The organism is Luteibacter sp. GL_149, from assembly GCF_057834065.1.
In genome coordinates this window covers 3,317,106-3,341,219 of sequence record NZ_CM174395.1, presented here as the reverse complement: position 1 = coordinate 3,341,219, position 24,114 = coordinate 3,317,106, and the positions used below count along the sequence as shown (strand labels likewise).

At 63.8% G+C, this 24,114-nt stretch carries 23 protein-coding genes; 16 read left to right on the top strand and 7 right to left on the bottom strand.

The window, feature by feature from the left end; all coding sequences use genetic code 11:
* Nucleotides 1-5: 5 nt before the first annotated feature.
* Nucleotides 6-1,031 (top strand): lytic transglycosylase domain-containing protein, encoded by a 1,026-nt coding sequence (locus AC3IR3_RS14750; protein ID WP_489193195.1) that lies wholly within the window; start codon nucleotides 6-8, stop codon nucleotides 1,029-1,031.
* 215 nt (nucleotides 1,032-1,246) lie between these two features.
* Here AC3IR3_RS14750 and AC3IR3_RS14745 read toward each other — a convergent pair whose 3' ends face one another.
* Complete coding sequence (locus AC3IR3_RS14745) at nucleotides 1,247-2,416, bottom strand: S1C family serine protease (protein WP_489193194.1); 1,170 nt, start codon at nucleotides 2,414-2,416, stop codon at nucleotides 1,247-1,249.
* A gap of 197 nt (nucleotides 2,417-2,613) precedes the next feature.
* On the opposite strand from AC3IR3_RS14745, the gene petA reads away from it, so the two are divergent.
* The 5 genes from petA to AC3IR3_RS14720 all read left to right on the top strand — a co-directional run bounded on the left by petA (nucleotide 2,614) and on the right by AC3IR3_RS14720 (nucleotide 6,538).
* A complete protein-coding gene (gene petA / locus AC3IR3_RS14740) occupies nucleotides 2,614-3,213 on the top strand; it encodes a ubiquinol-cytochrome c reductase iron-sulfur subunit (RefSeq protein ID WP_132143670.1) in 600 nt (199 codons plus the stop codon).
* The gene (locus AC3IR3_RS14735; RefSeq protein WP_132143668.1) at nucleotides 3,213-4,514 is read left to right on the top strand and encodes a cytochrome b; all 1,302 of its coding nucleotides are present in this window, start codon (nucleotides 3,213-3,215) and stop codon (nucleotides 4,512-4,514) included. Before petA ends, AC3IR3_RS14735 begins: the two co-directional genes overlap by 1 nt.
* The gene (locus AC3IR3_RS14730; RefSeq protein ID WP_489193193.1) at nucleotides 4,507-5,253 is read left to right on the top strand and encodes a cytochrome c1; all 747 of its coding nucleotides are present in this window, start codon (nucleotides 4,507-4,509) and stop codon (nucleotides 5,251-5,253) included. The genes AC3IR3_RS14735 and AC3IR3_RS14730 overlap by 8 nt, the downstream gene beginning before the upstream one ends.
* Before the next feature lie 69 nt (nucleotides 5,254-5,322).
* Complete coding sequence (locus tag AC3IR3_RS14725) at nucleotides 5,323-5,949, top strand: glutathione S-transferase N-terminal domain-containing protein (RefSeq protein ID WP_489193192.1); 627 nt, start codon at nucleotides 5,323-5,325, stop codon at nucleotides 5,947-5,949.
* Between the two features lie 139 nt (nucleotides 5,950-6,088).
* Nucleotides 6,089-6,538, top strand: coding sequence for a ClpXP protease specificity-enhancing factor (locus AC3IR3_RS14720; RefSeq protein WP_489193191.1), 450 nt, complete (start codon nucleotides 6,089-6,091; stop codon nucleotides 6,536-6,538).
* A 151-nt stretch (nucleotides 6,539-6,689) separates the two neighbouring features.
* Here AC3IR3_RS14720 and AC3IR3_RS14715 read toward each other — a convergent pair whose 3' ends face one another.
* The 4 genes from AC3IR3_RS14715 to AC3IR3_RS14700 form a co-directional block, all read right to left on the bottom strand.
* Nucleotides 6,690-7,097 carry a DUF3301 domain-containing protein gene (locus tag AC3IR3_RS14715; RefSeq protein WP_489193189.1) on the bottom strand — a complete coding sequence of 136 codons (408 nt, stop codon included), beginning with the start codon at nucleotides 7,095-7,097 and terminating at the stop codon, nucleotides 6,690-6,692.
* Between the two features lie 49 nt (nucleotides 7,098-7,146).
* Nucleotides 7,147-8,022 carry a carboxylating nicotinate-nucleotide diphosphorylase gene (gene nadC / locus AC3IR3_RS14710; RefSeq protein WP_489193187.1) on the bottom strand — a complete coding sequence of 292 codons (876 nt, stop codon included), beginning with the start codon at nucleotides 8,020-8,022 and terminating at the stop codon, nucleotides 7,147-7,149.
* Complete coding sequence (locus AC3IR3_RS14705; RefSeq protein ID WP_489193186.1) at nucleotides 8,019-10,316, bottom strand: DUF1631 domain-containing protein; 2,298 nt, start codon at nucleotides 10,314-10,316, stop codon at nucleotides 8,019-8,021. The genes nadC and AC3IR3_RS14705 overlap by 4 nt, the downstream gene beginning before the upstream one ends.
* A 77-nt stretch (nucleotides 10,317-10,393) precedes the next feature.
* Nucleotides 10,394-10,684, bottom strand: a complete 291-nt coding sequence (locus tag AC3IR3_RS14700) for a Trm112 family protein (protein WP_489193185.1) — start codon at nucleotides 10,682-10,684, stop codon at nucleotides 10,394-10,396.
* A gap of 71 nt (nucleotides 10,685-10,755) precedes the next feature.
* Here AC3IR3_RS14700 and purE point away from each other — a divergent pair, with 71 nt between their 5' ends.
* Both purE and AC3IR3_RS14690 read left to right on the top strand, forming a co-directional pair.
* The gene (gene purE / locus AC3IR3_RS14695; RefSeq protein ID WP_489193183.1) at nucleotides 10,756-11,271 is read left to right on the top strand and encodes a 5-(carboxyamino)imidazole ribonucleotide mutase; all 516 of its coding nucleotides are present in this window, start codon (nucleotides 10,756-10,758) and stop codon (nucleotides 11,269-11,271) included.
* A 50-nt stretch (nucleotides 11,272-11,321) separates the two neighbouring features.
* Nucleotides 11,322-12,422, top strand: a complete 1,101-nt coding sequence (locus AC3IR3_RS14690; protein ID WP_489196938.1) for a 5-(carboxyamino)imidazole ribonucleotide synthase — start codon at nucleotides 11,322-11,324, stop codon at nucleotides 12,420-12,422.
* A 700-nt stretch (nucleotides 12,423-13,122) separates the two neighbouring features.
* Here AC3IR3_RS14690 and AC3IR3_RS14685 read toward each other — a convergent pair.
* Entirely contained in the window at nucleotides 13,123-13,701 is a 579-nt protein-coding gene (locus AC3IR3_RS14685; protein ID WP_489193181.1) for a superoxide dismutase, read from the bottom strand.
* A gap of 106 nt (nucleotides 13,702-13,807) precedes the next feature.
* Between AC3IR3_RS14685 and grxD the strand changes: the two genes are divergently transcribed.
* The 6 genes from grxD (at nucleotide 13,808) to ppnN (ending at nucleotide 22,721) form a co-directional block, all read left to right on the top strand.
* Complete coding sequence (gene grxD / locus AC3IR3_RS14680; RefSeq protein WP_489193180.1) at nucleotides 13,808-14,131, top strand: Grx4 family monothiol glutaredoxin; 324 nt, start codon at nucleotides 13,808-13,810, stop codon at nucleotides 14,129-14,131.
* Complete coding sequence (locus tag AC3IR3_RS14675) at nucleotides 14,128-14,901, top strand: SDR family NAD(P)-dependent oxidoreductase (RefSeq protein ID WP_489193178.1); 774 nt, start codon at nucleotides 14,128-14,130, stop codon at nucleotides 14,899-14,901. Before grxD ends, AC3IR3_RS14675 begins: the two co-directional genes overlap by 4 nt.
* A gap of 37 nt (nucleotides 14,902-14,938) precedes the next feature.
* Nucleotides 14,939-15,535: a YhgN family NAAT transporter gene (locus AC3IR3_RS14670; protein WP_132143644.1), complete on the top strand. Its 597-nt coding sequence runs from the start codon at nucleotides 14,939-14,941 to the stop codon at nucleotides 15,533-15,535.
* A gap of 251 nt (nucleotides 15,536-15,786) precedes the next feature.
* The gene (gene olsF / locus AC3IR3_RS14665; RefSeq protein ID WP_489193177.1) at nucleotides 15,787-17,499 is read left to right on the top strand and encodes a bifunctional ornithine lipid synthase OlsF; all 1,713 of its coding nucleotides are present in this window, start codon (nucleotides 15,787-15,789) and stop codon (nucleotides 17,497-17,499) included.
* 271 nt (nucleotides 17,500-17,770) lie between these two features.
* Nucleotides 17,771-21,109, top strand: coding sequence for a TonB-dependent receptor (locus tag AC3IR3_RS14660; protein ID WP_489193176.1), 3,339 nt, complete (start codon nucleotides 17,771-17,773; stop codon nucleotides 21,107-21,109).
* A 211-nt stretch (nucleotides 21,110-21,320) separates the two neighbouring features.
* The gene (gene ppnN / locus AC3IR3_RS14655) at nucleotides 21,321-22,721 is read left to right on the top strand and encodes a nucleotide 5'-monophosphate nucleosidase PpnN (RefSeq protein WP_132143638.1); all 1,401 of its coding nucleotides are present in this window, start codon (nucleotides 21,321-21,323) and stop codon (nucleotides 22,719-22,721) included.
* Nucleotides 22,722-22,754: 33 nt separating this feature from the next.
* Here ppnN and AC3IR3_RS14650 read toward each other — a convergent pair whose 3' ends face one another.
* Entirely contained in the window at nucleotides 22,755-22,940 is a 186-nt protein-coding gene (locus AC3IR3_RS14650; RefSeq protein WP_489193175.1) for a hypothetical protein, read from the bottom strand.
* A 168-nt stretch (nucleotides 22,941-23,108) separates the two neighbouring features.
* On the opposite strand from AC3IR3_RS14650, the gene AC3IR3_RS14645 reads away from it, so the two are divergent.
* The gene (locus AC3IR3_RS14645) at nucleotides 23,109-23,240 is read left to right on the top strand and encodes a hypothetical protein (protein WP_489193174.1); all 132 of its coding nucleotides are present in this window, start codon (nucleotides 23,109-23,111) and stop codon (nucleotides 23,238-23,240) included.
* A gap of 90 nt (nucleotides 23,241-23,330) precedes the next feature.
* Nucleotides 23,331-24,077: a type I methionyl aminopeptidase gene (gene map, locus AC3IR3_RS14640; RefSeq protein WP_489193172.1), complete on the top strand. Its 747-nt coding sequence runs from the start codon at nucleotides 23,331-23,333 to the stop codon at nucleotides 24,075-24,077.
* Nucleotides 24,078-24,114: the final 37 nt, after the last annotated feature.

Genomic DNA, 24,114 nt, shown 5'->3' with positions numbered 1-24,114 from the left:
GGCTCGTGGCCGCGCCCGTTTCGGCCGAGGCGCTCTATCGCTGTGCCGGCGCTAGCGGCGAAACGGTATTTACCGGGCACGTCGACGGTTTTAAGGACTGTAAGCGTATCGGCGGTACTGGCCCGGCCCGGCCCGCAAAGAAGCCCGTTGCCGTTGCTGCCGCGCCTGTTGCAAGTCTCGTTGGCGTTACGGCTTCCGTCGAGAATCCAGCTGCCGCGAGTTTCGCCGGCGTCACGGCCTCCGTCGACGCCCCCGTTACCGCATCTGTTCCGGCGTCCGCAAAGATCGATAAGCCCGAGGCCGTTCCGGTGGCTCCCGTGCGGAAAGGCCAGTGGGACTACAAGGAATCCGCTCCCGGCGCCGCGCCGCTGCCCGACGTGGCCGATGCCTCCTTACCGGCGAAAGGGTCGCGGGTCCTGCGCGGTGCGGTTTATCGCGTCGATCGTGCGGACGGCGGCGTCGAATACACCAACGTCCCGCCGGGTGGGGCGAAAGGGCATGCGGTCACGATGCTCTTCACCTATATCGCCACCTGCGCGGCCTGCGACCTGCATTCGCCGATCAACTGGAACAGCGTCGCGCTGAATCTGACGGCGTATGGCGATGCCATCCATTCCGCCAGCGGCGAGTTCGGCGTGGACGAGGCACTGCTGCGGGCCATCATCCATGCCGAGAGCGCATTCAATCCGCGTGCGCTGTCGATCAAGGGCGCGCAGGGGTTGATGCAGCTGATTCCGGGGACCGCGCGGGATATGGGCGTCCTGGATGCCTTCGATGCCAGCCAGAATATTCGCGGCGGCGCGCGCTATCTCGCGCTGTTGCTGAAGAACTTCAACGGCAACGAGAAGCTGGCGGCGGCGGCGTATAACGCGGGGCCGGGCGCCGTGCAGAAGTACAACGGCGTGCCGCCGTACGACGAAACCCGGGTTTACGTCGAGCGCGTAGGGCAGTTGCGCAAGCGCTACGGCGATTCGATCAAGGCCTCGCAGCCGGCGTCCGGCAATGTGCCGCTGGCCGATCGCGGGGCCTGAGCAGGCATAGCTTGGGGGCGTCCGGCTCTCTGTCTAGCTAGCTCTCTGTGGGAGCGCGCTTGCGCGCGAAAGCCAACGGAGCGGCGATGCGGAGGGTGGCATCCGCAGCCCGTAGATCGGGCTCGCGAATGTGAGTATCCGGCTTCCTCGCTCCGTTGGCTTTCGCGCGCAAGCGCGCTCCCACAGAGAGCTAGCTAGACAGAGAGCCGCTGTACCTACGGCACCTTCCGCAGCGGCTGCATCGGTGTCGGCGGGCGCTGGGTCGGGGTGATGCTGGCCGTGAAATGAGCGCCGTTGCGCAGCCCGGAAACCTCCACGGCCGTGCCCGGCTTCAGCGAGGCCTCGTGGCGGCGCAGGTCGGACGCGTCGAGGATGTCTTCGCTTCCCAGCTTCAGCAGGACGTCGCGCGGCTGGATGCCCGCGCGCGCGGCGGGGCCGCCCGGGGATACTTCGTTGACCACGACGCCGCGAGCCGCCGAGGGCAGGCCGCTGTCCGCCGATATGCTGATGGCGCCATAGTCGGCGCCGATCCATCCGCGGACGACATGGCCCGTCTGCACGATCTGGTCGAGGACCTCGCGGGCGCTGCTGACCGGGATGGCGAAGCCAATACCTTCCGCGCCAACGGCCTGACCGATCAGCGACGTGTTGATGCCGACCAGTTCACCGTGCGCATTGACCAGCGCGCCGCCCGAATTGCCGAAATTGATGGCCGCATCGGTCTGGATGAAGTTCTCCAGGCTTGACAGGTTCAGCTGCCGGCCAATGGCGCTGACGATGCCCATGGTTACCGTCTGGCCGATACCGAAGGGGTTGCCGATGGCGAGCACGACGTCGCCCACGCGTGGCTTGACGCCTTCCTCGGACATGGGGATGGCCGGCAGGTTGCCGGCATCGACGCGCAGCACCGCCAGATCGGTTTCTTCGTCCGATCCGACCACCTGCGCCTTGGCGACGCGCCCGTCATAGAGCAACACCTGGATGTCGTCGGCGTTGGCGATGACGTGGTTGTTGGTCAGGACGTAGCCATCCTCCTTGACGATGACGCCCGAGCCCAGGTTCTGCTGGCGACGCGTACGCGCCGGGCCGGTGGGTACGCTGAAGATACGTTGCAGGACCGGGTCGGAGTACAGCTCGCGCGGCTGCTCGGTGACCATTTTGTTCGCATAGATGTTGACGACCGAGGGCGCGGCCTTGGCTACGGCGTCGGCATACGACGCGGGGCCGTCGGGCACGGGCGCCACCGCCAGGGGGCGTACGGAAGGGAGGTGCGAGCGAAGCACCGAGCCGCTGCCCGGCCAGAAAAGTCCGACGATGAAGGCGACGGCCAGTCCGAGGACGACGAAGCGGGCAACGAAGGCTAGCGTGCGGGCGGCGTAATTCATCGTGGAAGCTTTGGAGTCCATGGTCGCGAGTCGCGGCGCCAGCACGAGCCGCGGTCGACTGGGGGTGACGTTCAGTTTTATTGTACGTCGCGGGGGCTGACGCTACACTAACGCGATTTTTGCGGTAGCCGAATTCGCATGCGGTAAGCGAAGGGGAGTGCTTCCGCATCTCAATGGCATAAGTTCCGGAGAGCCTGATGGCGAACGAAGTCGTCGATCATGGTCGCCGTCGCTTCCTCACAGCAACCACAGCAGTGGTTGGTGGTGTGGGAGTTGTCGCGGCGGTCGTGCCTTTTATCAAGTCGTGGGAGCCCAGTGCGCGGGCGAAGGCGGCGGGTGCACCCGTCACGGTCGACATCAGTGCCATCGAGGCCGGCCAGAAGGTGACCTTCGCGTGGCGCAGCCTGCCTGTGTTCGTGGTCAACCGTACCAAGGACCAGCTGGCCCAGCTGCCGGGTCTCGAACCCCGGCTCCTCGACCCGAAGTCGACTGACCCCGACCAGCAGCCGAAGTACGCGCAGAACGAAGTCCGCTCCCTCAAGCCCGAGTGGCTGGTGGTGATCGGTCTGTGTACCCACCTGGGTTGCGTGCCCGACTTCGTGCCCGACATCAAGCCCGAACCGTTCGACGCCAACTGGAAGGGCGGTTTCTATTGCCCGTGCCACAAGTCGCGTTACGACCTGGCCGGCCGCGTGTTCAGCGGCGTTCCCGCGCCGAAGAACCTGCCGGTGCCGCCGTACCACTTCGTCGATGACACCCACATCCAGATCGGTGTCGATCCGCAGGAGGCCGGCTGATGGCTAAGGCAATGGCCCGTCTGGGCAACTGGTTCACCGAGCGCGCACCGGGCCTCATGCCCATGTACCGCGCGCACATGACCGAATACTACGCACCGAAGAACTTCAACCTCTGGTACTACTTCGGTTCGCTGGCGATCCTGGTTCTCGTCAACCAGATCGTGACCGGCATCTTCCTCACGATGAATTACAAGACCAGCGCGCTCGAAGCGTTCAACTCGGTCGAGTACATCATGCGTGACGTGGAATGGGGCTGGCTGATCCGCTACATGCACTCCACGGGCGCGTCGCTGTTCTTCGTCGTCGTGTTCCTGCATATGTTCCGCGGCATCATGTACGGCTCGTTCAAGCGTCCGCGCGAACTCGTGTGGATCCTCGGCATGCTGATCTTCCTGGTCCTGATGGCGGAAGCCTTCATGGGCTACGTGCTGCCGTGGGGCAACATGTCCTTCTGGGGCGCGAAGGTCATCATCTCGCTGTTCGGCACCATTCCGTACATCGGCCACGCGCTGGTGGAATGGATCATGGGCGACTTCCTGCCCGCCGATGCGACGCTGAACCGCTTCTTCGCACTGCACGTCATCGCGCTGCCGCTCGTGCTGCTTCTGCTGGTGGTGCTGCATATCGCGGCGCTGCATGAAGTGGGCTCGAACAATCCGGACGGCAACGACGTCAAGCATGGCCCGAAGGGCAATCGCTGGGACGCGAACAAGCCGGCCGACGGCATCCCGTTCCACCCGTACTACACCGTGAAGGATCTCGTGGGCGTCGGCTTCTTCCTGATGATCGCCGCGTTCATCATCTTCTTCGCGCCGACGTTCGGTGGCTGGTTCCTCGAGCACGACAACTTCACGCCGGCGAACAATCTCGTTACGCCAAGCCACATCAAGCCGTCGTGGTACTTCACGCCGTTCTACGCGATCCTGCGCATGATCCCGTCCTATTTCGGCACGGCGATCTGGGGCGTGCTGGGCATGTTCGGCGCGATCCTGCTGCTGGCGCTGCTGCCGTGGCTCGATCGCGGTGAAGTGCGTTCGGTGCGTTACCGTGGCCTGGGCTTCCGTATCGCGCTCGGCGTGCTGGTCGTTTCCTTCCTTGCCCTGGGCATGGTGGGCGCGGGCGTCACGGCCGAACTGATCCCGGAATGGTTCCCGAGCGCCGACGTCACGACGTGGGAGAACGCCTTCGGTCGCCTGATGGTCCTGGGCTACTTCGGCTTCTTTATCTTCCTGTGGGTGTATACGCACTTCGGTTTCGAAAAGACGAAGCCGGTTCCGGAACGGGTGACGACGCATGACTAAGCGGTATTTTTCCTCTATCGCCCTGGCGTTCGGCCTTCTGGTCGGCTCCGTATCGGCTCTGGCCAACGAAGGCGGCGCGGAACTCCCGACCGCCGGCACCAACGTCAGCGACAAAGCGTCGCTGCAGCGTGGCGCCAAGTTGTTCTTCAACTACTGCGTGGGCTGCCATTCGCTGAAGTACGTGCGCTATTCGCGTATGGCCAGCGACCTCGGCCTCAGCGAAGACGAGGTGATGAACAACCTCAACTTCACGGGCGCGAAGTTCGGCGAGCCGGTCATTTCGCATATGCCGGCCGAGTCGGCGAAGTCGTGGTTCGGCAAGGATCCACCGGATCTTTCGCTGGAAGCTCGCGCCAAGGGCGTGGACTGGATCTACAACTATCTGAACTCGTTCTACGTGGACCCGACCCGGCCGGTGGGCTGGAACAACACGGTGTTCCCGAACGCATCCATGCCGAACCCGCTGTGGGAACTGCAGGGCATTCAGGTCGCGGTGCATTCCGAAGCCACGCCCGGTCACGACGCCTCGATCGAGAAGCTCGAGCTGTCGCAGCCCGGTCGCATGACCCCGGAACAGTTCCGGGGAGCAACACGCGACCTGACGACGTTCCTCGAATACGCCGCGGAACCAGCGGCCCTGGAGCGCCAGTCCATCGGCGTCTGGGTGCTGCTCTTCCTTGCGGGCTTTACTTTCCTTGCTTATCTGTTGAAGCATGAGTACTGGAAAGATGTACATTGATTGATCACGGGGCGGCGCAATGCCGCCCCGTTTCGTTTGTGCGGCCGGCTGGGGAGGGAGATCGACGCCATGGTTCAAAGCGCACGTTCGCGTACAGTGTTGGCGCTGTACACCACAGCAGACGATGTACAGAGTCACCGTACGCGTCTGGTTCTCGCCGCTAAGGGCGTTACCTACGATCGCATCGTGGTTGCTCCGGACGAGCGTCCGGCCGATCTGCTCGACCTCAATCCCTACGGTACGCTGCCGACGCTGGTGGACCGCGATCTCACGCTCTACGGCCCGTCCGTGGTGTGCGAATACCTCGACGAGCGCTATCCGCATCCGCCGCTGATGCCGATCGATCCGCTGTCGCGGGCGCGTCTGCGTATCGCGGCGTTGCGTATCGAAAGCGACTGGCTGCCCGAGATCGATGTCGTCCGTGCGGGCGGCAAGCCGGCCGACGCTGGCCGAAAGAGGCTGCGTGAGCACCTGCTGATGGCTCTGCCGCTGTTCAAGGCGTCGAAATTCTTCCTGAATCCGGAAATGAGCCTGATCGACTGCCTGGTGGCGCCGGTCGTGTGGCGGCTTCCGTGGTTGAAGGTCGACCTCGGCAAAGAGGGCAAGCCCATCATGGATTACGGCGAAAGGTTGTTTCACAGCCAGGGTTTCGCACGCAGCCTGACCGCCGAAGAGCGGACGATGCGGGACCTGTAGGGACGCTGTTTTCAAGGCGTTCCTGGCCCTTTGCGTAGCCCCTGTGCGGCGTATCGCATACACTCTCGTCCCAGAGACCTTGCCCTGCCGGGGTACGGGTGCGCCCGACCGACCGGCGGGAAAGACGAGGACAGGTAGCATGGATACGAACGAAACCCCGGGTATGACCTCCAACCGCCCCTACCTGCTGCGCGCCATCTACGACTGGATCAGCGATAACGGCCTCACCCCGTACGTACTGGTCGATGCGGGGCAGCCGGGTGTGAAGGTGCCGTCGCATGTCATCAAGAACGGGCAGGTGGTGTTGAATCTGGCCATGCGCGCGGTAGCCAACCTCGACCTGGGGAACGATCGCATCAGTTTTCAGGCGCGTTTCTCGGGCGTCAGCCAAACGATCACGATTCCCATCGTGGCCGTTCTTGCGCTTTATGCGCAGGAAAACGGGCAGGGCATGATGTTCCCCGCCGACGAAGCGGACCCGATTGCGGCCAGTGCCGTGGAGTCGTCCGAAGATGCCGAGCCGCCGCAGACCGGTGGCGACGATGACCGTCCGAAGCGTGGCGCACCGCATTTGCGGGTGGTGAAGTAAGCCGGCAAAGCCGGCTTACGCCGCTCTCCGGGTGCGGCGTGGCTCTTTAACTTCTCTGTGGGAGCGCGCAGGCGCGCTCCCACAGAGAAGTTAAAGAGCCACGCTTGTGAATCCGTGGACTTCTTCGGCAATTGACTTCGGATCTACGGTCTTAATGCCGCGTCTGACGCCTGTCGGCCAGCGACACCACATTGCTCTCCTGTGGCCCGCTCAGACTCGTTTGCGTCGCCACTACCGATTCCAGCTCGCGGGTGTCCCGCGTGGGCAGGCTGAAGCCCGTCACGACACCCTGGGACATCCATAGCCGCGCAACCTCGCGCGTCTGCCCGTCGCCGCTGACTTCGAAGCCGTAACAGCGTTCCAGTCGACGCTCGTCGCCGAATCGCCGTAGCCGGATGCCGCGCAGGCCGACGCTCTGGTCCAGTAACTGCAGGCCGTGGCGCTGACATAGTGCCAGTGCTTCGCGAGCGGCTACCTCGCGGGCCCGGGTGAGCTTCATCCACGCGCCGATGATGCCGCCGAGCAGCAGTAGCCAGAACAGGTCGGTGAAGGAAGTCATGACTCGAGTGTGTGGTCGCCGGCGACGCGTCGCAAGGGCACAGCTCGCGTTATCGAGCGTCCATGCTAAGTCGAAGCGACAGATCGATGGCCCGGACATGCTTGGTCAGGGCGCCGCTGGAGATGAAATCGACACCCGTGTCGGCAATGGCGCGGATGGTATCGATTTCCACGTTGCCGGAAACCTCCAGCGACACGCGTCCGTCGACGAAGCGTACGGCCTCCATGAGCTGGGACGGCGTGAAGTTGTCCAGCATCACGCGGTCGACGCCGGCGGCCAGCGCTTCTTCGAGTTCCGCGTGGTTTTCGACTTCCACTTCCAGCAGCAGGCCGGGATGTTTCTGCCGGCCGATGCGCACGGCGGCCGCGATGCCGCCCGCTGCGGCGATATGGTTTTCCTTGACCAGCATCGCATCGAACAGGCCGACGCGATGATTGACCCCGCCACCGCAGCGCACGGCGTACTTCTGTGCGAGACGCAGGCCAGGCAGCGTCTTGCGCGTATCGAGTATGCGGGTGCGCGTACCGGCGAGGGTGTCGACGTAACGCGCCGTCACGGTGGCCGTCGCCGATAGCAGTTGCAGAAAATTCAGGGCGGAGCGCTCGGCCGTAACCAGCGCACGGGCCAGTCCGTGGAGTTCGCAAAGGCGGCTCCCCGCGGGCACGCGGTCGCCATCGACGGCGTTCCAGGTCACGCGTACGGACGGGTCCAGCTGACGAAAGCAGGCATCGAACCAAGCCGTGCCGGCCAGCACCGCGTTTTCGCGGCAGGTAAGTACGGCGGTGGCGCGGCCGTCGGCCGGCAGCAGGTCGGCGGTGGCGTCGCCGCTACCGATATCTTCGGCGAGGGCTCGCTCGACGTCGGCATGGATCTGCGCGGCGGAAGGCAGGGCGTCCGCCAGTGAGGAGACATTGCTTACGGTCATTCGGTAGTCGATTCCGGAGCGGGTTCGGGCTTGCGCAGACGTTCGACGATGGCATCCATCGCGCGATCGAAGAGCAGCGACGAGTCGAGTACCCGTGCCGCGCCCGAGCCGAAAGCGGCGGCAAGGCCGGCAAGGCTGTGGTCCGCGACCTTGAGGCCGCGGCGATTGACGAAAAGATAGCGCCCGCTGATCGGGCTGAGCCACGAAAGCTTGGCGCGTTCGGCCGTACCGTCCTCGGCGACGAATTCCAGCCATTGGCCGACCTTCAGTTCGCGGGCCTGGGCGAGATAGCGTTCGTCGAAGGCTTCATCGGACAGCGTGTCGGCTTCGTCTTCCTCGACCGGTTCGACGACGGGTACGTCGATGGCGGCAATGGCCTCGGGCAGCGGCATGACGCTGGCGATGATCGTTTCGGAGTCGGCTTCGGTGGCCGTTTCGCCCAACTGCTGCCGGTAGAAAGCGTGCAATTGGCCGAGGAGCTGTTCGGTATCGGCATCCTGGAACGCGACGCTGGCGAGTCCCTTGCGTAGCGAACGCTCGATGCCGGGCAGCATCAGGCGAAGTTCGCGGCGGTCGGCCGCATCGTGAGCCGGGCGTGCGCTGGCGATGAAGTCGGCGATAAAGCGCAGCGATTCGCGGAATTCGTTGGAGTCCTCGCCTTGGCGGAGCAGGGTGAGGACGATGTAGTTGGCCCAGGCGCGAGTCAGTACGCCGTAGATCAGCGGCGGCAGCGACTCCTCGCCAATGCGGCCGACGATTTCCTGTGCGGCGCGGCGACGCGCCTGCTCCAGTTTCTCGCGGCCGCGGGTGGATTCGGCGACGCGCTGTTCGGCCAGTTCCGCACGGCGGCGGCTGACGTCGAGGAATTCCTGAAGCTCGGTGGCCAGGCGATTGAAGATGTCGACATCGTCGTCGAAGTCGTGCAGCAACTGTTCGACGATGGATTTCGTCTTGTCGAACAGGCGCCCATCGCGATCGGATTCGGTGGACCAGCCCTTGGCGGCATCCGCCAGGGCGTCGAGCAGTTGCCGTGCCGGATGCGACTTGTGCGCGAACATGCGCCGGTCGAGCAGGGCGACCTTGAGATAAGGGATCTGCAGACGTGCAAGCAGGACCTGCATTTCGGCGGGCAGGTTGTGATCCTCGAGGATGAACTCGAAGAGCATGCCCACCAGATCGATGGTGTCCTCGTCCACGCCCGATACCTGGGCGGAGCTCTGGCCGCGCAACTGGCCGATCTGCGTGAGCAATTGTTCCTTCAGGTGGGCAACGTCCCGCGAGACGTCGGCCTGCGTCACGATCGGCCCGCTCGCGAGCGGCAGGCTGGCGATCTGGCTTTGCAGCAGAGTCAGTGCGCCGAGCAGTTCCGCTGCACTGGGCATCGGGCCCGTCGGCACCGGGGCCGCGGCAGCGAGGCCATCGTGCATCGCACCGCGGCGCGCGATGAACAGCGCATGCAGCGACTGCAGGAATTCGGCGGCGGCCGCGTCGGTAACGGGCGCGCCATGATCGGCACCGGCAGCCGCGACAGGGCGAACTTCGCCGGGCGCTACGGAGCTGGATGTCGGCGCGTCGGTGCGTCGACCGGCCACTTCGTGCCGCAGCTGCGGCAAGACACCGGCGTTCGCCAGTTCGTTATTGATGTCGTCGTAGAGCTCGTCGATGCCGGCAAGCACATAGCGATCGAAGAGCTTGTAGATGATGAGGCGGACACGGACCTCGACGGTCAGTTCGCGCATGGCCTGCTTGAACGCGTTGGCCAGCGATGCCGGACCCACCGGGTTCGTGGCGTCGTCCATGCGATTGCCGCCGCAGATGACGGACAGGCGTTGATTCACGGCGAAAAGGGCGCGCGCCAGGCGCGACTCGTTCTTGCCGATCATGCTGGTGATGGCCAGCGTTTCTTCCAGTTCGCTCTCGCCGACGAGGCTGAGTTCGACATTCGCGGGCGGACGCGAGGAGCCGTCGCCATCCGTGCTGCGCAGGCGGCCGGTAGAGAAGTCGGCCAGATCGCGGGCGACCTGGCCGAGGAAGGTACGCTCGACGATTGCCCGCTTTTTGCGAACTTCGCGCATGCCGTCGAAGAACTGGGTCTGGGCCGCGTTGTTCTCGGCTTTTTCTGCCAGGTCGAACAGGGCGTCGTCGATGTTCTCGAACATGTTGCTGGCAAGCGCGTGCAGCCGCTTGGTGGCGATGCCGCGAACGGTGACGAGGAGAGCGCCCACGCGCTCGCTCCGCGGGTCGAGCCGCTGGCTCAGGTCAACGACGTTGGACGGCTCGCTGGCGTTACTCATCGCTCACCCTGGATTTCGCTTGGCCCCCGCCCGGAAACTCATTGTCCGGGCAGTTCGAACTTCAGTTGTGACCACGGTCACGGATTCTGTGCAACACCCGCGGCCGATGGAAAGCCATTGAGCTGGGTGGTGCCGATACCCTGCTCGGGCAGCATGACAGGAATACCGTCGTCCACACGATAGATCACTTTCACATCGGTGGTTACCAGACCTTCGCCCAGTGCTTCGACGACACGTTCGCCCGCCACCGTATCGACGGAACCGGCGCGAATGGCGGCGTTGAGGGATTCGAGTTCGGAGGTCGTCAGGGGGCGCAGGGGGCGCTTGCTGACTGGGCAGCAGAGGATGTCGAGGAGACGCTTGTCCATAGTGCGGGCTGTCTAGCCCATGCCTGTAGCCGGGAATGTCCTTACAATAGCGATTTTTGGGTGCTCCGGCCATGACTTCCAATGCAGCAGACGAGGCGACGGCACCGCGTGTCGGCGTGGTAATGGGTTCGCGTTCGGACTGGGAAACGATGGAGCATGCCTCCGCCACCCTGACCCGGCTGGGCATCGTGCACGAGGTTCGCGTCGTCTCGGCGCACCGGACGCCGGACCTGCTCTTCGACTACGCGGATACCGCGATCGGCCGGGGAGTCCAGGTCATCATCGCCGGCGCGGGCGGGGCAGCCCACCTGCCGGGCATGATCTCGGCCAAGACCCGTCTTCCGGTTTTCGGTGTACCGGTGCAGTCCAAGGCGCTGAACGGCATGGATTCCCTGCTGTCGATCGCCCAGATGCCGGCGGGCGTGCCCGTAGGTACGCTGGCTATCGGCAGGGCTGGCGCGATCAACGCCGCCCTGATGGCGGCCTCGGTGCTCGCCCTGCACGATCCCGCAGTTGCCGCCGCGCTCGACGCGTTCCGCGACGAGCAGACCCAGACCGTGCTGGACAACCCGGACCCGCGCAAGTGACCCGCCGCCTTCCCGTGGTGGGCATTCTGGGCGGCGGCCAACTGGCCCGCATGCTCAGCATCGCCGCCGCGCCGCTCGGGGTGCGTACGCTGGTCGTCGACAGTTCGGCGGATGCCTGCGCCGGTCAGGTGACCCGGTTGCTGGTCGCCGACTGGAACGACGATGCGGCGCTGGCCGACTTCGCCTCGCGGGTCGATGTCGTGACCTTCGATTTCGAGAACGTGCCGGCCGAGACGGCCGAGCGGTTGGCTAGCCAGGTCGGCGTATTCCCGGCGCCGCAGGCATTGGCGATCGCGCAGGACCGCCTCGCCGAAAAGACGCTTTTCCGCGAATGCGGCCTGAATACGCCGGAATTCATGCCGGTGGATACCCGCGAAGACCTTGACCACGCCCTGGCTGCTGTCGGTGCGCCGGCCATTCTGAAGACGCGACGCCTGGGCTATGACGGCAAAGGGCAGTTCCGGCTGCGTTCGGCGGCGGACGCCGATGCCGCATGGGAAGCGCTGGGCGCGCCCGCGGCGGCCCATGGACTGATTCTGGAAGCCTTTGTGCCGTTCGAGAGGGAGCTTTCCGTCGTGGCGGTGCGTGGACGCGATGGCGAATTCCGCATCTGGCCGCTGACGCGCAACTGGCATACCGACGGCGTGCTGTCGCTTAGCCTGGCACCGGCGCCCGATACGTCCGACGCGCTGCACGAAGCCGCGACCGCCCATGCGCGGACGCTGGCCGAGCGTCTGAACTACGTTGGCGTTTTCGCGCTGGAGCTTTTCGTCCGCAATGGCGAACTGCTGGGCAACGAAATGGCGCCGCGAGTGCATAACTCGGGGCACTGGACCATCGAAGGCGCGCATACCAGCCAGTTCGAAAATCACATTCGCGCCGTACTCGGCATGCCGCTGGGCGATACGGGCGCGCGCGGCTGCGCGGCGATGTTCAACTGGATCGGCGACATGCCCGATGCGCGTCCGGTGCTGGAGGCAGTCGACGGTCACTGGCACGACTACGGCAAGGAAGCGCGCGTTGGCCGGAAGGTGGGGCACGCGACGATTTGCGCGCCGGATGCCGGCTCGCTGCGCGAGCGGCTGGTGAGTATTGCCGGGGCGCTGGGGCGGGAAGAGCAGGCACGGCCGGCCGTTGAACTGCTGGGGTGAGCGGCGTGTTTTTTCTTCACGCATTATCGGCGGAGGGCTCGGCTTCGCCATCGCTTTCGCCGTAGCACTTGGACGCTTCGCGAAGAGCCGTCGGCCACCGCCCTCGACGCTCCGGCTTCACCGTCGCTCGGGAAGGGATAGCCGCTGCGCGGCTGGTGTTTTAATGGCTGCGCCCCGTCGCGCCCGCGCGGCGGGCGGGGGTTTTCGATTCGGCTCCTGCCTCAGCGAAAACGGCGGACCGTCCTGGTCCGCCCCCTTCGGGCCTTGTCCGCCCGCCGCGCTCGGTTCCGCAAGTCGCGTCGAGGGCGGTGGCCGACGGCTCTTCCGGATGTTGCGGTGACGTGGGGGAAAGCAGCGCGTGACGCAGGACCCCTCATGGCCGCATCCGGTTCGGTTCCGTCACGTGCTCGCCTCGCGCTCTTCTTTCAGCAAGCCGCCGTCGACGGTGCCGTGGCCGGGTTGGTCCTTGGGGCCGCCTTAGCCGAGGGCCGCGATGACTAGTTGGAGCGAAAGCGGCGCTACGGCCCGCTCCCGCAGGGACGGCGCCGAAGGCCCCAAGGGCCAACCCGGTCGCGGCCTCCCAAACGCACGAGCGTGAGGCGGCTGTCTTCATCCGAAGCTCGACGAGACAGTCAATCCATCCTCGCTAATGCGCGAAGAGCCGAAAAAAAGGGCGGCCAAGGCCGCCCTTTTTTTGGAATCAGGCCAGATTGCCGGCCGCGAATTCCCAGTTGACCAGGTTCCAGAACGCCTCCAGATACTTCGGACGGGCGTTGCGGTAGTCGATGTAGTAAGCGTGTTCCCACACGTCGGCGGTGAACAGCGGCTTGTCGCTGCCGGTGATCGGCGTGGCGGCGTTCGACGTGTTGACGATGCCGAGCGAGCCATCCGGGCGCTGCACCAGCCAGGTCCAGCCGGAGCCGAAGTTGCCGACGGCGCTCTTGGTGAATTCTTCCTTGAACTTGTCGAACGAACCGAAGGCCTTGTCGATGGCATCGGCCAGCTTGCCGCTGGGGGCACCCGTCGACTTGGGCGACATCGAATTCCAGTAGAACGTGTGGTTCCAGACCTGGGCCGCGTTGTTGAAAATACCGCCCGACGACTTCTTCACGATGTCGACGAGGTCGGCGTTCTCGAACTCCGTACCCTTGATGAGGTTGTTGAGATTGGTCACATACGCCTGATGATGCTTGCCGTAGTGGTACTCGAGCGTCTCGGCCGAAATATGCGGCTCGAGGGCGTTCTTTTCATAGGGAAGCGGGGGAAGCTCGATCGCCATCAGGGGACTCCTTAGCGTTGGCTGGGGTTGAATAAGCGAAGCAGGGCGCGGCTGCGCTCACTGCTACACTACGGGACTATCAGCATTCTAATGATGAATTTGAGCTATGGACGTTGTCGATCAAATCAAGCGCATCATGAAAGATCATCCCATCGTTCTTTTCATGAAGGGCACGCCGGCGTTCCCCATGTGCGGATTCTCCAGCCGCGCCGTCCAGGCTCTGGAAGCCGCCGGTGCGGCCTTCTTCGCGGTCAACGTGCTGGAAGAGCCGCAGATCCGCGCCAGCCTGCCGCAGTATTCGAACTGGCCGACCTTCCCCCAATTGTTCATCCAGGGTGAACTGATCGGCGGGTGCGACATCATCGAGGATTTACACAAGGCGGGCGAGCTGAAACGCATGGCGGCCGATGTGTCGGAGCAGGATTCGTGAGCGGGCTTGTGTCCTCGCGTCTGCCGTCGGGGTTCGCGCCCGCGGCGGATTCGCTGAGCGGTCGCGTGATCCTGGTTACCGGCGTAACGGGCGGTCTTGGCGGCGAAGTGGCACGTGTCGCGGTACGCGCGGGCGCCACCGTGGTGATCTCCGGGCGCAAGCTGCGTTCGCTCGAAAAGCTGTATGACGAACTCGTCGCGCTGGGTGGCCCGCAACCGGTGATCCATCCGCTGGATCTGGAAAGCGCGACGCCGGCCGACTATGCCGCACTGGCCGATGGCATCGAAGCGGACCTGGGCAGGCTCGACGGCATCGTGCATGCCGCCGCGCATTTCAACGAGCTGACGCCCATCGCCATGCACAAGCCGGACGACTGGCTGCGTGCCATGCAGGTCAATGTATCGGCACCGTTCGCGCTTACCCAGGCATGCATGCCGCTGCTCAATGCGGCGCCGGACAGCGCTGTCGTCTTCGTGCTCGACGACGCGGATCTGGTGTCGCGCGCGCACTGGGGTGCTTACGGCGTGTCGAAGGCCGGCCTCGAACGCATGGCCACGATCCTGCACGCGGAGAATGGCAAAGGCACCCTGCGCATCCACGCGCTGCTGCCCATGCCGATGCGCACGTCGTTGCGCCGCTCCGCTTATTACGGCGAGGACACCTTGCAGAAGCCGCAGCCGACCGAGGCCGCCGAGGCGGCGGTGTGGCTGCTGTCCGCCGGGGGTGCCGCCGCTCGCGGCAGCATCCTCACCCTGCGCGACGCCCACTGAGCATCCCTGAAGGAGGAAACATTCCATGGAAGCGCAGATGACCACGTTGTCCGCAGGAATCCTGCTGTTCCTGATCATGGATCCGCTGGGCAATATCCCGTTGTTCCTGGCTCTGCTGAAGGACGTGCCCCCGCAGCGGCGCCGCAAGGTCATGGTGCGCGAGCTGCTGATCGCATTGTTCGTGCTGGTGGCGTTTCTGCTCGGCGGTCAGTACATCCTCAAGTTGCTGCAACTGCGGCAGGAGTCGGTAAGCATCGCCGGCGGCATTGTGCTTTTCCTTATCGGTATCCGGATGGTGTTTCCGCCTGTCGATGGCGGCGTGTTTGGCAAGCCGGGCGAGGGCGAGCCCTTTATCGTGCCCATGGCGATCCCCGGCGTGGCCGGGCCATCGGCCATGGCGGCGTTGCTGCTGCTGACCAATTCGCAGCCCGGACGCACGGCCGAGTGGGGGATGGCGCTGTTCCTGGCGTGGCTGGCCACGGCGGTGATCCTGCTTAGTTCTACCTATCTGTTCAAATGGCTGGGCGAGAGCGTGCTCACGGCCATGGAGCGCCTGATGGGCATGCTCCTGATCGCGCTATCCGTGCAGATGTTCCTGACCGGGCTGTCCGCTTACCTGCATACCGGGGTCTGATGGCCTTTTCGGCCCCTTCGACCTCATCCGGCCCCTAACGATCACCTTGCTGTCATAATTGGGCAGCAGCATGCCGGGGAGTGGCCGGGAAGGGCCGCGCGGCGGGGAGGTTGTCTGAACCTGCGAAACAAAGCCATGCCGATACACGACCCGGTTCGTGCGACATCGACGAAAAGGATGTCCGCCTTTATGTTCCGTCCCGCAAGATGCGCCCCGGGCCACGACGGCCGTTCAAATTCAAGGAGCAGGTCATGCTGAGTATCGAACAGGCTCTTACCGATCGTATTCCGTGGCTGGCGCAGCATCCACGCATCTTCAAGCCCGTGGCTGGCATGCTGGAAAAGCTCGCCCACGAAACCCGCTTCAACCAGACGCTGGACCACGCCGGCACGGCGCAGGGTTTCGACTTCTGCGAGCGCACGCTGGACTATCTGGGCGTCAGCTGCCGCGTCACCGAACGGGAGCGCGAGAACATTCCCGTCGAAGGTCCGTTGATCGTCGTCGCCAATCATCCGCTTGGGATGGTCGACGCGATCGCACTGTTGCAGTTAATCGGTTCGGTGCGTCGCGATGTGCGCATCCTGGGTAACGACGTCCTCGCGGCGGTGCCGCAACTTGGCCCGCTCCTGTTGCCCGTCGACGTCTTCGGCAAGGGTGCCGCGTCGAAAATGCGCGGTATTTTCCGTGCCCTCGAAGCGAACGAAGTCCTGGTTATTTTCCCTGCCGGCGAAGTATCGCGTGTCCGTCCCGGCGGCGTGCGCGACGGGCAGTGGTCCGACGGTTTCGCGCGCATCGCCATGCGCATGGGCGTGCCCGTGCTGCCGGTGCATATCGCCGCGCGCAACTCCGCGATGTTCTACGGCCTGTCGATGCTGGCGAAGCCGCTGGGCACCGCCATGCTGCCGCGCGAAGCCACGGCGCAGCGTCGCCAGCGCGTGGGCTTCCGCATCGGCGCGCTGATCGGTGCCGACGAACTCAAGCTTCGCAGCGAGGGTTCCGCCGAGCGTGCCGCGAAGCTGATGCGTCGCCATGTTTATCGCGTGGGCCGTCATCGCGGCCTGATCTTCGGCGGACAGACGCCGCTCGCGCATCCCGAACCGGTCGAGCGAATCGTTGCCGATCTGGCGAAGGCCGAGGTGCTGGCCGATCTGGCGGACAACAAACAGATTCTGCTCTTGCAGGGATCGGTCGACAGTCCCGCCTTGCGCGAAATCGGACGGCTGCGCGAGCTGACGTTCCGTCGCGTGGGCGAGGGGACCGGCATGCGTCGCGATCTGGACGCCTACGATCCGCATTACGAACACCTCGTGTTGTGGGACGCCAAGGCGTTGCGCATCGTCGGTGCGTACCGCTTCGGGCATGGCGGCAAGCTGATCGGCGAGCGGGGCATGTCCGCGCTGTATACGTCGAGCCTCTTCGATTATTCGCCCGCGCTCGAATCGCGCCTGGCGCAGGGTCTGGAGCTGGGCCGCAGCTTCATCGCTCCGGCGTACTGGCGTTCGCGTGCGCTGGATCAGCTGTGGCAGGGCATCGGTCTGTATCTGCAGCGTCGTCCCGAATTGCGCTACCTGTTCGGTCCCGTGAGCATGTCGGTCAGCATGCCGCGCGAAGCCCGCGAATGGATTGCCGCTGCCCATCAGCATTACTTCGGTGTCTCGGGCCTTGCCGCCGCGCGGCAGCCGTTCGTCATCTCGCCGGCCGTCATCGACGTCGTGCGCGCCGAACTGGCAGGCCTCGACCCGGCAACGGGCCTGGTTCGCCTCAAACATCGCCTGGACGCCCTTGGCGTGACCCTGCCGGTGCTTTATCGCCAGTACGTCGACCTGGTCGATCCGGAAGGCGTGCAATTTCTCGACTTCGGCGAGGATCCCGGCTTCTCCGGATGCGTCGACGGATTGGTTATGCTCGATCTGGCTTCTCTCAAGCCTGCGAAACGCGCCCGGTACCTGGGTAAAAATTCTTAGGAATCAGTCTTATGCGGCCAGGGGTGCTGCCGCATGAAAAAGTGGTATTTCGTAGATTTGGCGTGAAACGGTTACAAATCTGTCATACAATGCCGTTAAAGTCGGCTTAACAACTTGCGCGTCATCCATAGGAACGTGATCGGCATCACGGGCGCGGTGTAAGTCAGATAGTTGGGGAATAGCCCGAAGACCCGAAATGCCTGGCCCATGCCAGGCATCGGCGTCGTCCGGCCAAAAAAATCTCGTTAAGAAGCCACAGGGTCGACCATTAATGAATAGCCGAATCCGCGCCAAACTGTTGCCGCTCGCCATCGCATCGCTGCTGGCAGCCGCTCCCGCTTTCGCCCAGGACACTTCATCCGCTATCGCCGGCCGCGTCGTCGATGCGAGCGGCAAGCCGGTTGCCAACGCAACCGTGCGCGTCGTGCATGAGCCGTCGGGCACCACCAAGGTCGTAACCACCGATGCCGACGGTCGTTATGCCGCACAGGGTCTGCGCGTCGGCGGTCCGTTCGACGTGACCGCAACCAATGCCAGTGGCCAGTCGGTCGCCGAGCAGCACGATGTCTACCTGCAGCTTGCGCAGACCTCGTCGATCAACCTCAGTGCCGCCACCGCCGCTTCGGCGTCCGCGCAGGCGCTCGAAGGCGTGACGGTGTCGGCCAGCACGCTCGGCCAGACGTTCACGCCGGAAAACAAGGGCATCAGCACGAACATCTCGCGTCGCGAGATCGAAGCGCAGCCGACCCCGGGCCGTTCGATCCAGAACATCGTCCGCATGGATCCGCGCATCGTCATCTCCGACCGCGACCGCGGCGAGATTTCGGCCGTGGGCCAGAACAGCCGTTACAACAACATCACGGTCGACTCCGTCAGCGCGAACGATCCGTTCGGCCTGAACGCGAACGGCCTGCCGACGCTCGGCACGCCGATCTCGCAGGACACGATCGAGGAATACAACATCTCGACGGCCAACTACGACGTGGCCACTCGCCGCGGCGTGGGCGCCATCGTCAATGCCGTCACCAAGAGCGGCACGAACGAGTTCCACGGTTCGACGTACTACGCGTTCCAGAACCGCGACGACATGATCGCCGACTACAACAACCAGTCGTACGGCGGCTTCCGTCGCCAGTGGACGGCCGGTGCGACGTTGGGCGGTCCCATCATCAAGGACAAGCTGTTCTTCTTCGCTTCGTACGAGAAGAGCAAGCAGATCGGCCCGTCGTCGCAGTACGGCGTGCAGGGTTCGGGTGCGGCGACCGAGGTCAAGGGGCTGAAGCAGAGCGACGTCGATCAGATCATCGGTATCGCGAAGGGCATGGGTCTGGACCCGGGCTCGACCAGCGGCGGCAACAGCGATCTGCAGGACAAGCGTTACCTCGCCAAGATCGACTGGAACATCACGGACAACCACCGCGCCAGCTTCACGTACAACCAGACCAAAGAAAACAAGCCCATCATCACGGGCACGAACACCAATCTGGTGCTGTCGAGCGGTTGGTACAAAACCAACGTCGATAACAAGGGCTACGCGCTGCACTTCTACGACGACTGGTCCGACGTCTTCTCGACCGACACGACCATTTCGTACTCGGATTTCAATCAGGTCCGCGGTCCGTACAACGGCGTCAATTCGCCGGACATCACTGTTCGTCCGAATAACGCCAGCAATAGCAGCGCGGCACCGGGTGTCGAGTTCGGTACCGAGTACTCCAGCCAGGCCAACGTCCTGCGCGTGAAGACGTTCAACGCCGCATGGGCTGGTACGCTGTATCTCGGCGACCACACCCTCAAAGGCGGTGCCGACTTCGAGCGTGGCAACTACTACAACCTGTTCCTGCAGAACGCGTTCGGTAGCTACGTTTTCAATAGTATCCCCGCGTTCCAGGCTGCCGCCAGCAGCCCGACCGGCACGTACTTCCAGTACCGCTACAACGCGCCGGCGCCGGGCTTCGGTCTGAACGACGTTGCCGCGAATTTCCAGATGAAGAACTACGGCATCTTCCTGCAGGACACCTGGGCGGTGACGCCTAACCTGTCCGTGCAGTACGGTTTCCGTGTCGACATCCCGCGCACGAGCGACAAGCCGGCGTACAACCCGTGCTACGCCGCTGCTCCGGGTACAGCTTACGCGAACGCTGCCGCCAACTGCTCGGTTACGACGGGTGGCTTCGGTCAGACGAACCAGTACACGATCAACGGCAACCGTCAGGTTCAGCCGCGCATGTCGTTCAACTACAACTTCGACACCGAACGCATGATGCAGTTGCGTGGTGGTGCTGGCCTGTTCATCGCCAGCCCGCCCAGCGTCTGGCTCGGCAACATCTACCAGAACTCGGGTGTGCAGCAGGTGCAGTACAACTGCGGCACAACGCAGACGACCTGCAACACGTTGGCGCAGTTGCCGGCATTCAGTACCGATCCGAATAACCAGAACGCTCCGGGCCGCAACCCGGTACTGGGTCAGAACGGCGCGACGATGACGGTCAATACCGTCTCGCAGAACATCCAGCTGCCCAGCGTCTGGAAGATGTCCATCGGCCTCGACAAGGAGCTGCCGTGGTGGGGCCTGATCTTCACGGCTGACTACGAGCACCTGAAGAATCGCAACGCGATCTTCTACACCGACTTGAACATCGGCACTCCGACCGGTGTTCTGCCGGACGGCCGTAATACGTACTCGCGTTTCCCGACGGCGGTCCCGGCTTCGGGCACGAATACCTCGCGCTGGAACTCGAACAAAGCGTTCTCCGACGCCGTCATTAACCTGGGCAACAGCAGCCGCGGCAGCGCGGACAGCCTCGCCCTGTCGTTGAAGAAGACGTTCAATCAGGACCTCTTCGGCATGGTTGGCTTCACCTGGAGCCGTTCGACGGAACTGAATCCGGGTACGTCGAGCGTCGCCCGTTCGAACTTCAGCAATAACGTGTGGGTCAACCCGAACACCGAAAATGCCGAGACCTCGAATTACTCGGTGCCGAAGCGCGTTATCGCTTCGCTGACGTGGCAGCATCGCTTCTTCGGCGACTACGCGACCAGTGCGTCGATGTTCTACGACGGTCACTCGGGTGCCCCGTACAGCTGGCGCTTCGGTAACGACGCGAACGGCGACGGTTTCGTCTCCGACCTCGCGTACATCCCGAAGCGTGGCGAAGTGGCCTTCACGGCCAATACGCCGCAGTCGGTTCGCGACTCGTTCTTCAACTACATCGAGAACAACAGCTACCTCAACGATCACGCCGGTTCGGTCGCTCGCCGCAACGGCGCCCGCGCTCCGTGGATCAATCAGGTGGACCTTAGCTTCCGTCAGGAAATCCCGGGCCTGTTCAAGGGCAACAAGGGTGAGATCCGTTTCGACATCTACAACGTCGGCAACATGATCAAGAAGTCGTGGGGCGTCGATCACCGCGCCAGCTTCCCGCTGGTCCGCAACCTGGCCGATGTGGCCGGTGTGAACGCGCAGGGTCAGTACATCTACGACCTCAGCAAGGCGACCTACCAGGACGGCAACGGTAACTACAAGCCGCTCGACCTTCCGCGCGCCGACGAGCTGAATGGCCCGACCCAGCGCTGGTCGGTGCTGGCGACGCTGAAGTACACGTTCTAAGTCGTTTGCTTAAGTTCGACAACGAAGGCCGGTCCCCGTGAAGGGGGCCGGCCTTTTTGTTTTCCGTTGTAGGAGCCCGCTTGCGGGCTCCTACGGTATCTGCCGTCCCGGAGGTGGCTTGACCCGGTCCGGGCGGCGCGTGATCCTATGCGGTCGGCTCCCGTACCGGAGCCGGGTTCGCCGCTAAGACGCGGTCAGGAGAAGTAATTCGATGAATGCATATCAAGCGGTGGCGCCAGTGTCGGGTAAAACGGTAAGCGCCCGTATCTCGCCGGCCGGTGGGCTGGACATCCTTTCCCGCAACGAGGTTGCGCGCCTGCGCGACGCGAGCGGATCGGGCCTGCATGCGTTGCTGCGGCGCTGCGCGCTGGCGGTGCTCACGTCGGGCAATCTCAGCGACGACCCGGGCACCATCTTCGAGCAGTACCCGAACTTCGATATCCAGGTGCTGCAGGAAGATCGCGGCATCAAGATCGAGCTGAAGAACGCGCCGGATCAGGCGTTCGTCGATGGCCGCATCATCCGCGGTATCAACGAGCTGCTGGTCGCTGTCGTGCGCGATATCGTCTATGTCGCCGCGCAGCTTGAATCGGGCGGTTTCGATCTGGACGATACCGTCGGCATCACCCATGCGGTTTTCGAGATCCTGCGCAACGCGCGCATGATGCGTCCGCAGGTCGATCCGAACCTGGTGGTGTGCTGGGGCGGTCATTCGATCAACCGCGACGAATACGAATACACCAAGCGCGTCGGTTATCAGCTGGGTCTGCGCGGCATGGACATCTGCACGGGTTGCGGCCCGGGTGCGATGAAGGGCCCGATGAAGGGCGCGACCATTGCGCACGCCAAGCAGCGTCGTCGCAACAATCGCTATATCGGTATCACGGAGCCGGGCATCATCGCCGCGGAGTCGCCGAATCCGATCGTGAACAACCTCGTGATCATGCCGGACATCGAGAAGCGTCTCGAAGCATTCGTGCGTCTGGGGCACGGCATCATCGTTTTCCCGGGCGGCGTCGGCACGGCGGAGGAAATCCTCTACATGCTGGGCATCCTGCTGCACCCGGACAATCAGGGGCGTCCGTTCCCGCTGATCTTCACGGGGCCGCGCGCGTCCGCCGCCTATTTCGAGCAGATCGACCGTTTCCTGCGGCTGGCGCTCGGCGACGAGGTGGCAAAGTACTACCAGATCATCGTCGACGATCCGGCGGCGGTGGCGCACGCAATGGTTGCGGGCATCGACAAGGTGCGCAATCACCGTCTCGATAACAAGGATGCGTTCTTCTTCAATTGGGCACTGAATATTCCTCTCGCTTTCCAGCGCCCGTTCCGCCCGACGCACGAAGCCATGGCGGCGCTTGCATTGCATCGCGGCCGTCCGCGTCATGAGCTGGCGGCCGATCTGCGCCGCGCATTCTCGGGCATCGTCGCGGGCAACGTGAAGGAGGAGGGCGTTCGCGCCATCGAGCAGAACGGCCCGTTCGTGATCGACGGCGAAGCCGACATCATGCGTGCCCTGGACGATCTGCTCAAAGCGTTTGTCGTGCAGCACCGTATGAAGCTGCCCGGCGGCTCCGCGTACGAGCCCTGCTACGTCGTTCGCACGGCGTAATAAATGGGGCGCCGCGCAATGCGGCGCCCCGATTCAGCGGCGATGAAAGTCCAGCCGGTCGACGATCGCCTGGACTTCCGAGGCGACCGCCGGTGCTGTCGCTCCCCGCGCATTGAAATACCGGCCGCGCACTTCAATCGTTGCGACATACTCGTCGCGTTCGGTGTCGTAGCGGATATCGGCCCGGCATCCTTTGTACACAAATACCTTCTCGCTCATGGGCACTCCCGCCATTCCGTTGGTGGGTACCTTGAAGCGTTGCGTGTGGCTATTCGGTGATGGATGGCAGTCTGTTCGCTGAACGTGGATGGACGACGCGCCGTCCCGCTCACCTCACTGAAACGCGCGAAGGGCGAGGATATTTCGTGAACTGAGGAGGTGAGCGATATGGCACACGAACATCGCAAAGTACGAGAGACGGACAAGGGGGCGCCCGTACCCGAGCCGGATGACTTCGCGGATGATCCCGTCGAGAAACCCGGTCCGGATCCGGATACCGATGGCGTGCCTTCGACGTAACCGCGGTGGCGAAAAATCCAGTTCTTACAATCGGATACCAGATCGCGTATTCAGCGCATAGACTGCCATTCCGCCTTCCGGCCGTATTTTATGACGATCCAGACTCCACAAGAGCTCGCTGGCCTGCAACGCGTAGGCCAGCTTGTCGCCCGGGTGCTCGATGCGATGCAGCGTCATGCGCAGCCGGGCATGACGACGTTGTCGCTCGATCAATACGGACGTCGGCTGCTGGAACAGGCTGGCGCGCGCTCCGCGCCCGAACTGACCTATGACTTCCCCGGAGCGACCTGCATCAGCGTCAACGAGCAGCTTGCCCATGGCGTGCCGGGAAGTTATCGGCTGCAACATGGCGATCTGGTCAACGTCGATGTTTCCGCGGAACTGGATGGTTTTTTCGCCGATACGGGCGGAAGTTTCGTCCTGGGAACACCTACCGATGCCCAGCGTCGTGTCTGCGTCGGTGCGAAGGCGGCGCTGCAGGCAGCGCTCGACCAGGTGCGCACCGGTGCGCCATTGAGGGGCATTGGCGCAGCGATCGAGCGAACGGCTCGCGCTCACGGGCTGCAATGCGTGCGCAATCTCGGGAGTCATGGCGTGGGCCGCGCGCTGCACGAAGAGCCCGAATTTATTCCGGGCTTTGACGATCCCCGCGAACGTCGACGCCTGCACGAAGGCCAGGTTATTACCATCGAGCCGTTCCTCTCGACCGGAGGACGTTGGGCGCATGACGGCGACGATGGCTGGACCTTATACGGAGAGCCCGGACATATAGCCGCTCAGTACGAACATACGTTGGTAGTGACGCGGAATGGTCCGTTGCTTATGACGGTGCCGTAGATGGCCGTGCTATAGACAAAAAGAAAAAGGCCTGCAT

Excerpts from the sequence above, each read along its gene's own strand:
- AC3IR3_RS14745 (WP_489193194.1), bottom strand. The coding sequence starts at position 2,416 with ATGAATTACGCCGCCCGCACGCTAGCCTTCGTTGCCCGCTTCGTCGTC.
- petA (WP_132143670.1), top strand. The coding sequence starts at position 2,614 with ATGGCGAACGAAGTCGTCGATCATGGTCGCCGTCGCTTCCTCACAGCA.
- AC3IR3_RS14735 (WP_132143668.1), top strand. The coding sequence starts at position 3,213 with ATGGCTAAGGCAATGGCCCGTCTGGGCAACTGGTTCACCGAGCGCGCA.
- AC3IR3_RS14730 (WP_489193193.1), top strand. The coding sequence starts at position 4,507 with ATGACTAAGCGGTATTTTTCCTCTATCGCCCTGGCGTTCGGCCTTCTG.
- AC3IR3_RS14725 (WP_489193192.1), top strand. The coding sequence starts at position 5,323 with ATGGTTCAAAGCGCACGTTCGCGTACAGTGTTGGCGCTGTACACCACA.
- AC3IR3_RS14720 (WP_489193191.1), top strand. The coding sequence starts at position 6,089 with ATGGATACGAACGAAACCCCGGGTATGACCTCCAACCGCCCCTACCTG.
- AC3IR3_RS14715 (WP_489193189.1), bottom strand. The coding sequence starts at position 7,097 with ATGACTTCCTTCACCGACCTGTTCTGGCTACTGCTGCTCGGCGGCATC.
- nadC (WP_489193187.1), bottom strand. The coding sequence starts at position 8,022 with ATGACCGTAAGCAATGTCTCCTCACTGGCGGACGCCCTGCCTTCCGCC.
- AC3IR3_RS14705 (WP_489193186.1), bottom strand. The coding sequence starts at position 10,316 with ATGAGTAACGCCAGCGAGCCGTCCAACGTCGTTGACCTGAGCCAGCGG.
- AC3IR3_RS14700 (WP_489193185.1), bottom strand. The coding sequence starts at position 10,684 with ATGGACAAGCGTCTCCTCGACATCCTCTGCTGCCCAGTCAGCAAGCGC.
- purE (WP_489193183.1), top strand. The coding sequence starts at position 10,756 with ATGACTTCCAATGCAGCAGACGAGGCGACGGCACCGCGTGTCGGCGTG.
- AC3IR3_RS14690 (WP_489196938.1), top strand. The coding sequence starts at position 11,322 with ATGCTCAGCATCGCCGCCGCGCCGCTCGGGGTGCGTACGCTGGTCGTC.
- AC3IR3_RS14685 (WP_489193181.1), bottom strand. The coding sequence starts at position 13,701 with ATGGCGATCGAGCTTCCCCCGCTTCCCTATGAAAAGAACGCCCTCGAG.
- grxD (WP_489193180.1), top strand. The coding sequence starts at position 13,808 with ATGGACGTTGTCGATCAAATCAAGCGCATCATGAAAGATCATCCCATC.
- AC3IR3_RS14670 (WP_132143644.1), top strand. The coding sequence starts at position 14,939 with ATGACCACGTTGTCCGCAGGAATCCTGCTGTTCCTGATCATGGATCCG.
- olsF (WP_489193177.1), top strand. The coding sequence starts at position 15,787 with ATGCTGAGTATCGAACAGGCTCTTACCGATCGTATTCCGTGGCTGGCG.
- AC3IR3_RS14660 (WP_489193176.1), top strand. The coding sequence starts at position 17,771 with ATGAATAGCCGAATCCGCGCCAAACTGTTGCCGCTCGCCATCGCATCG.
- ppnN (WP_132143638.1), top strand. The coding sequence starts at position 21,321 with ATGAATGCATATCAAGCGGTGGCGCCAGTGTCGGGTAAAACGGTAAGC.
- AC3IR3_RS14650 (WP_489193175.1), bottom strand. The coding sequence starts at position 22,940 with ATGAGCGAGAAGGTATTTGTGTACAAAGGATGCCGGGCCGATATCCGC.
- AC3IR3_RS14645 (WP_489193174.1), top strand. The coding sequence starts at position 23,109 with ATGGCACACGAACATCGCAAAGTACGAGAGACGGACAAGGGGGCGCCC.
- map (WP_489193172.1), top strand. The coding sequence starts at position 23,331 with ATGACGATCCAGACTCCACAAGAGCTCGCTGGCCTGCAACGCGTAGGC.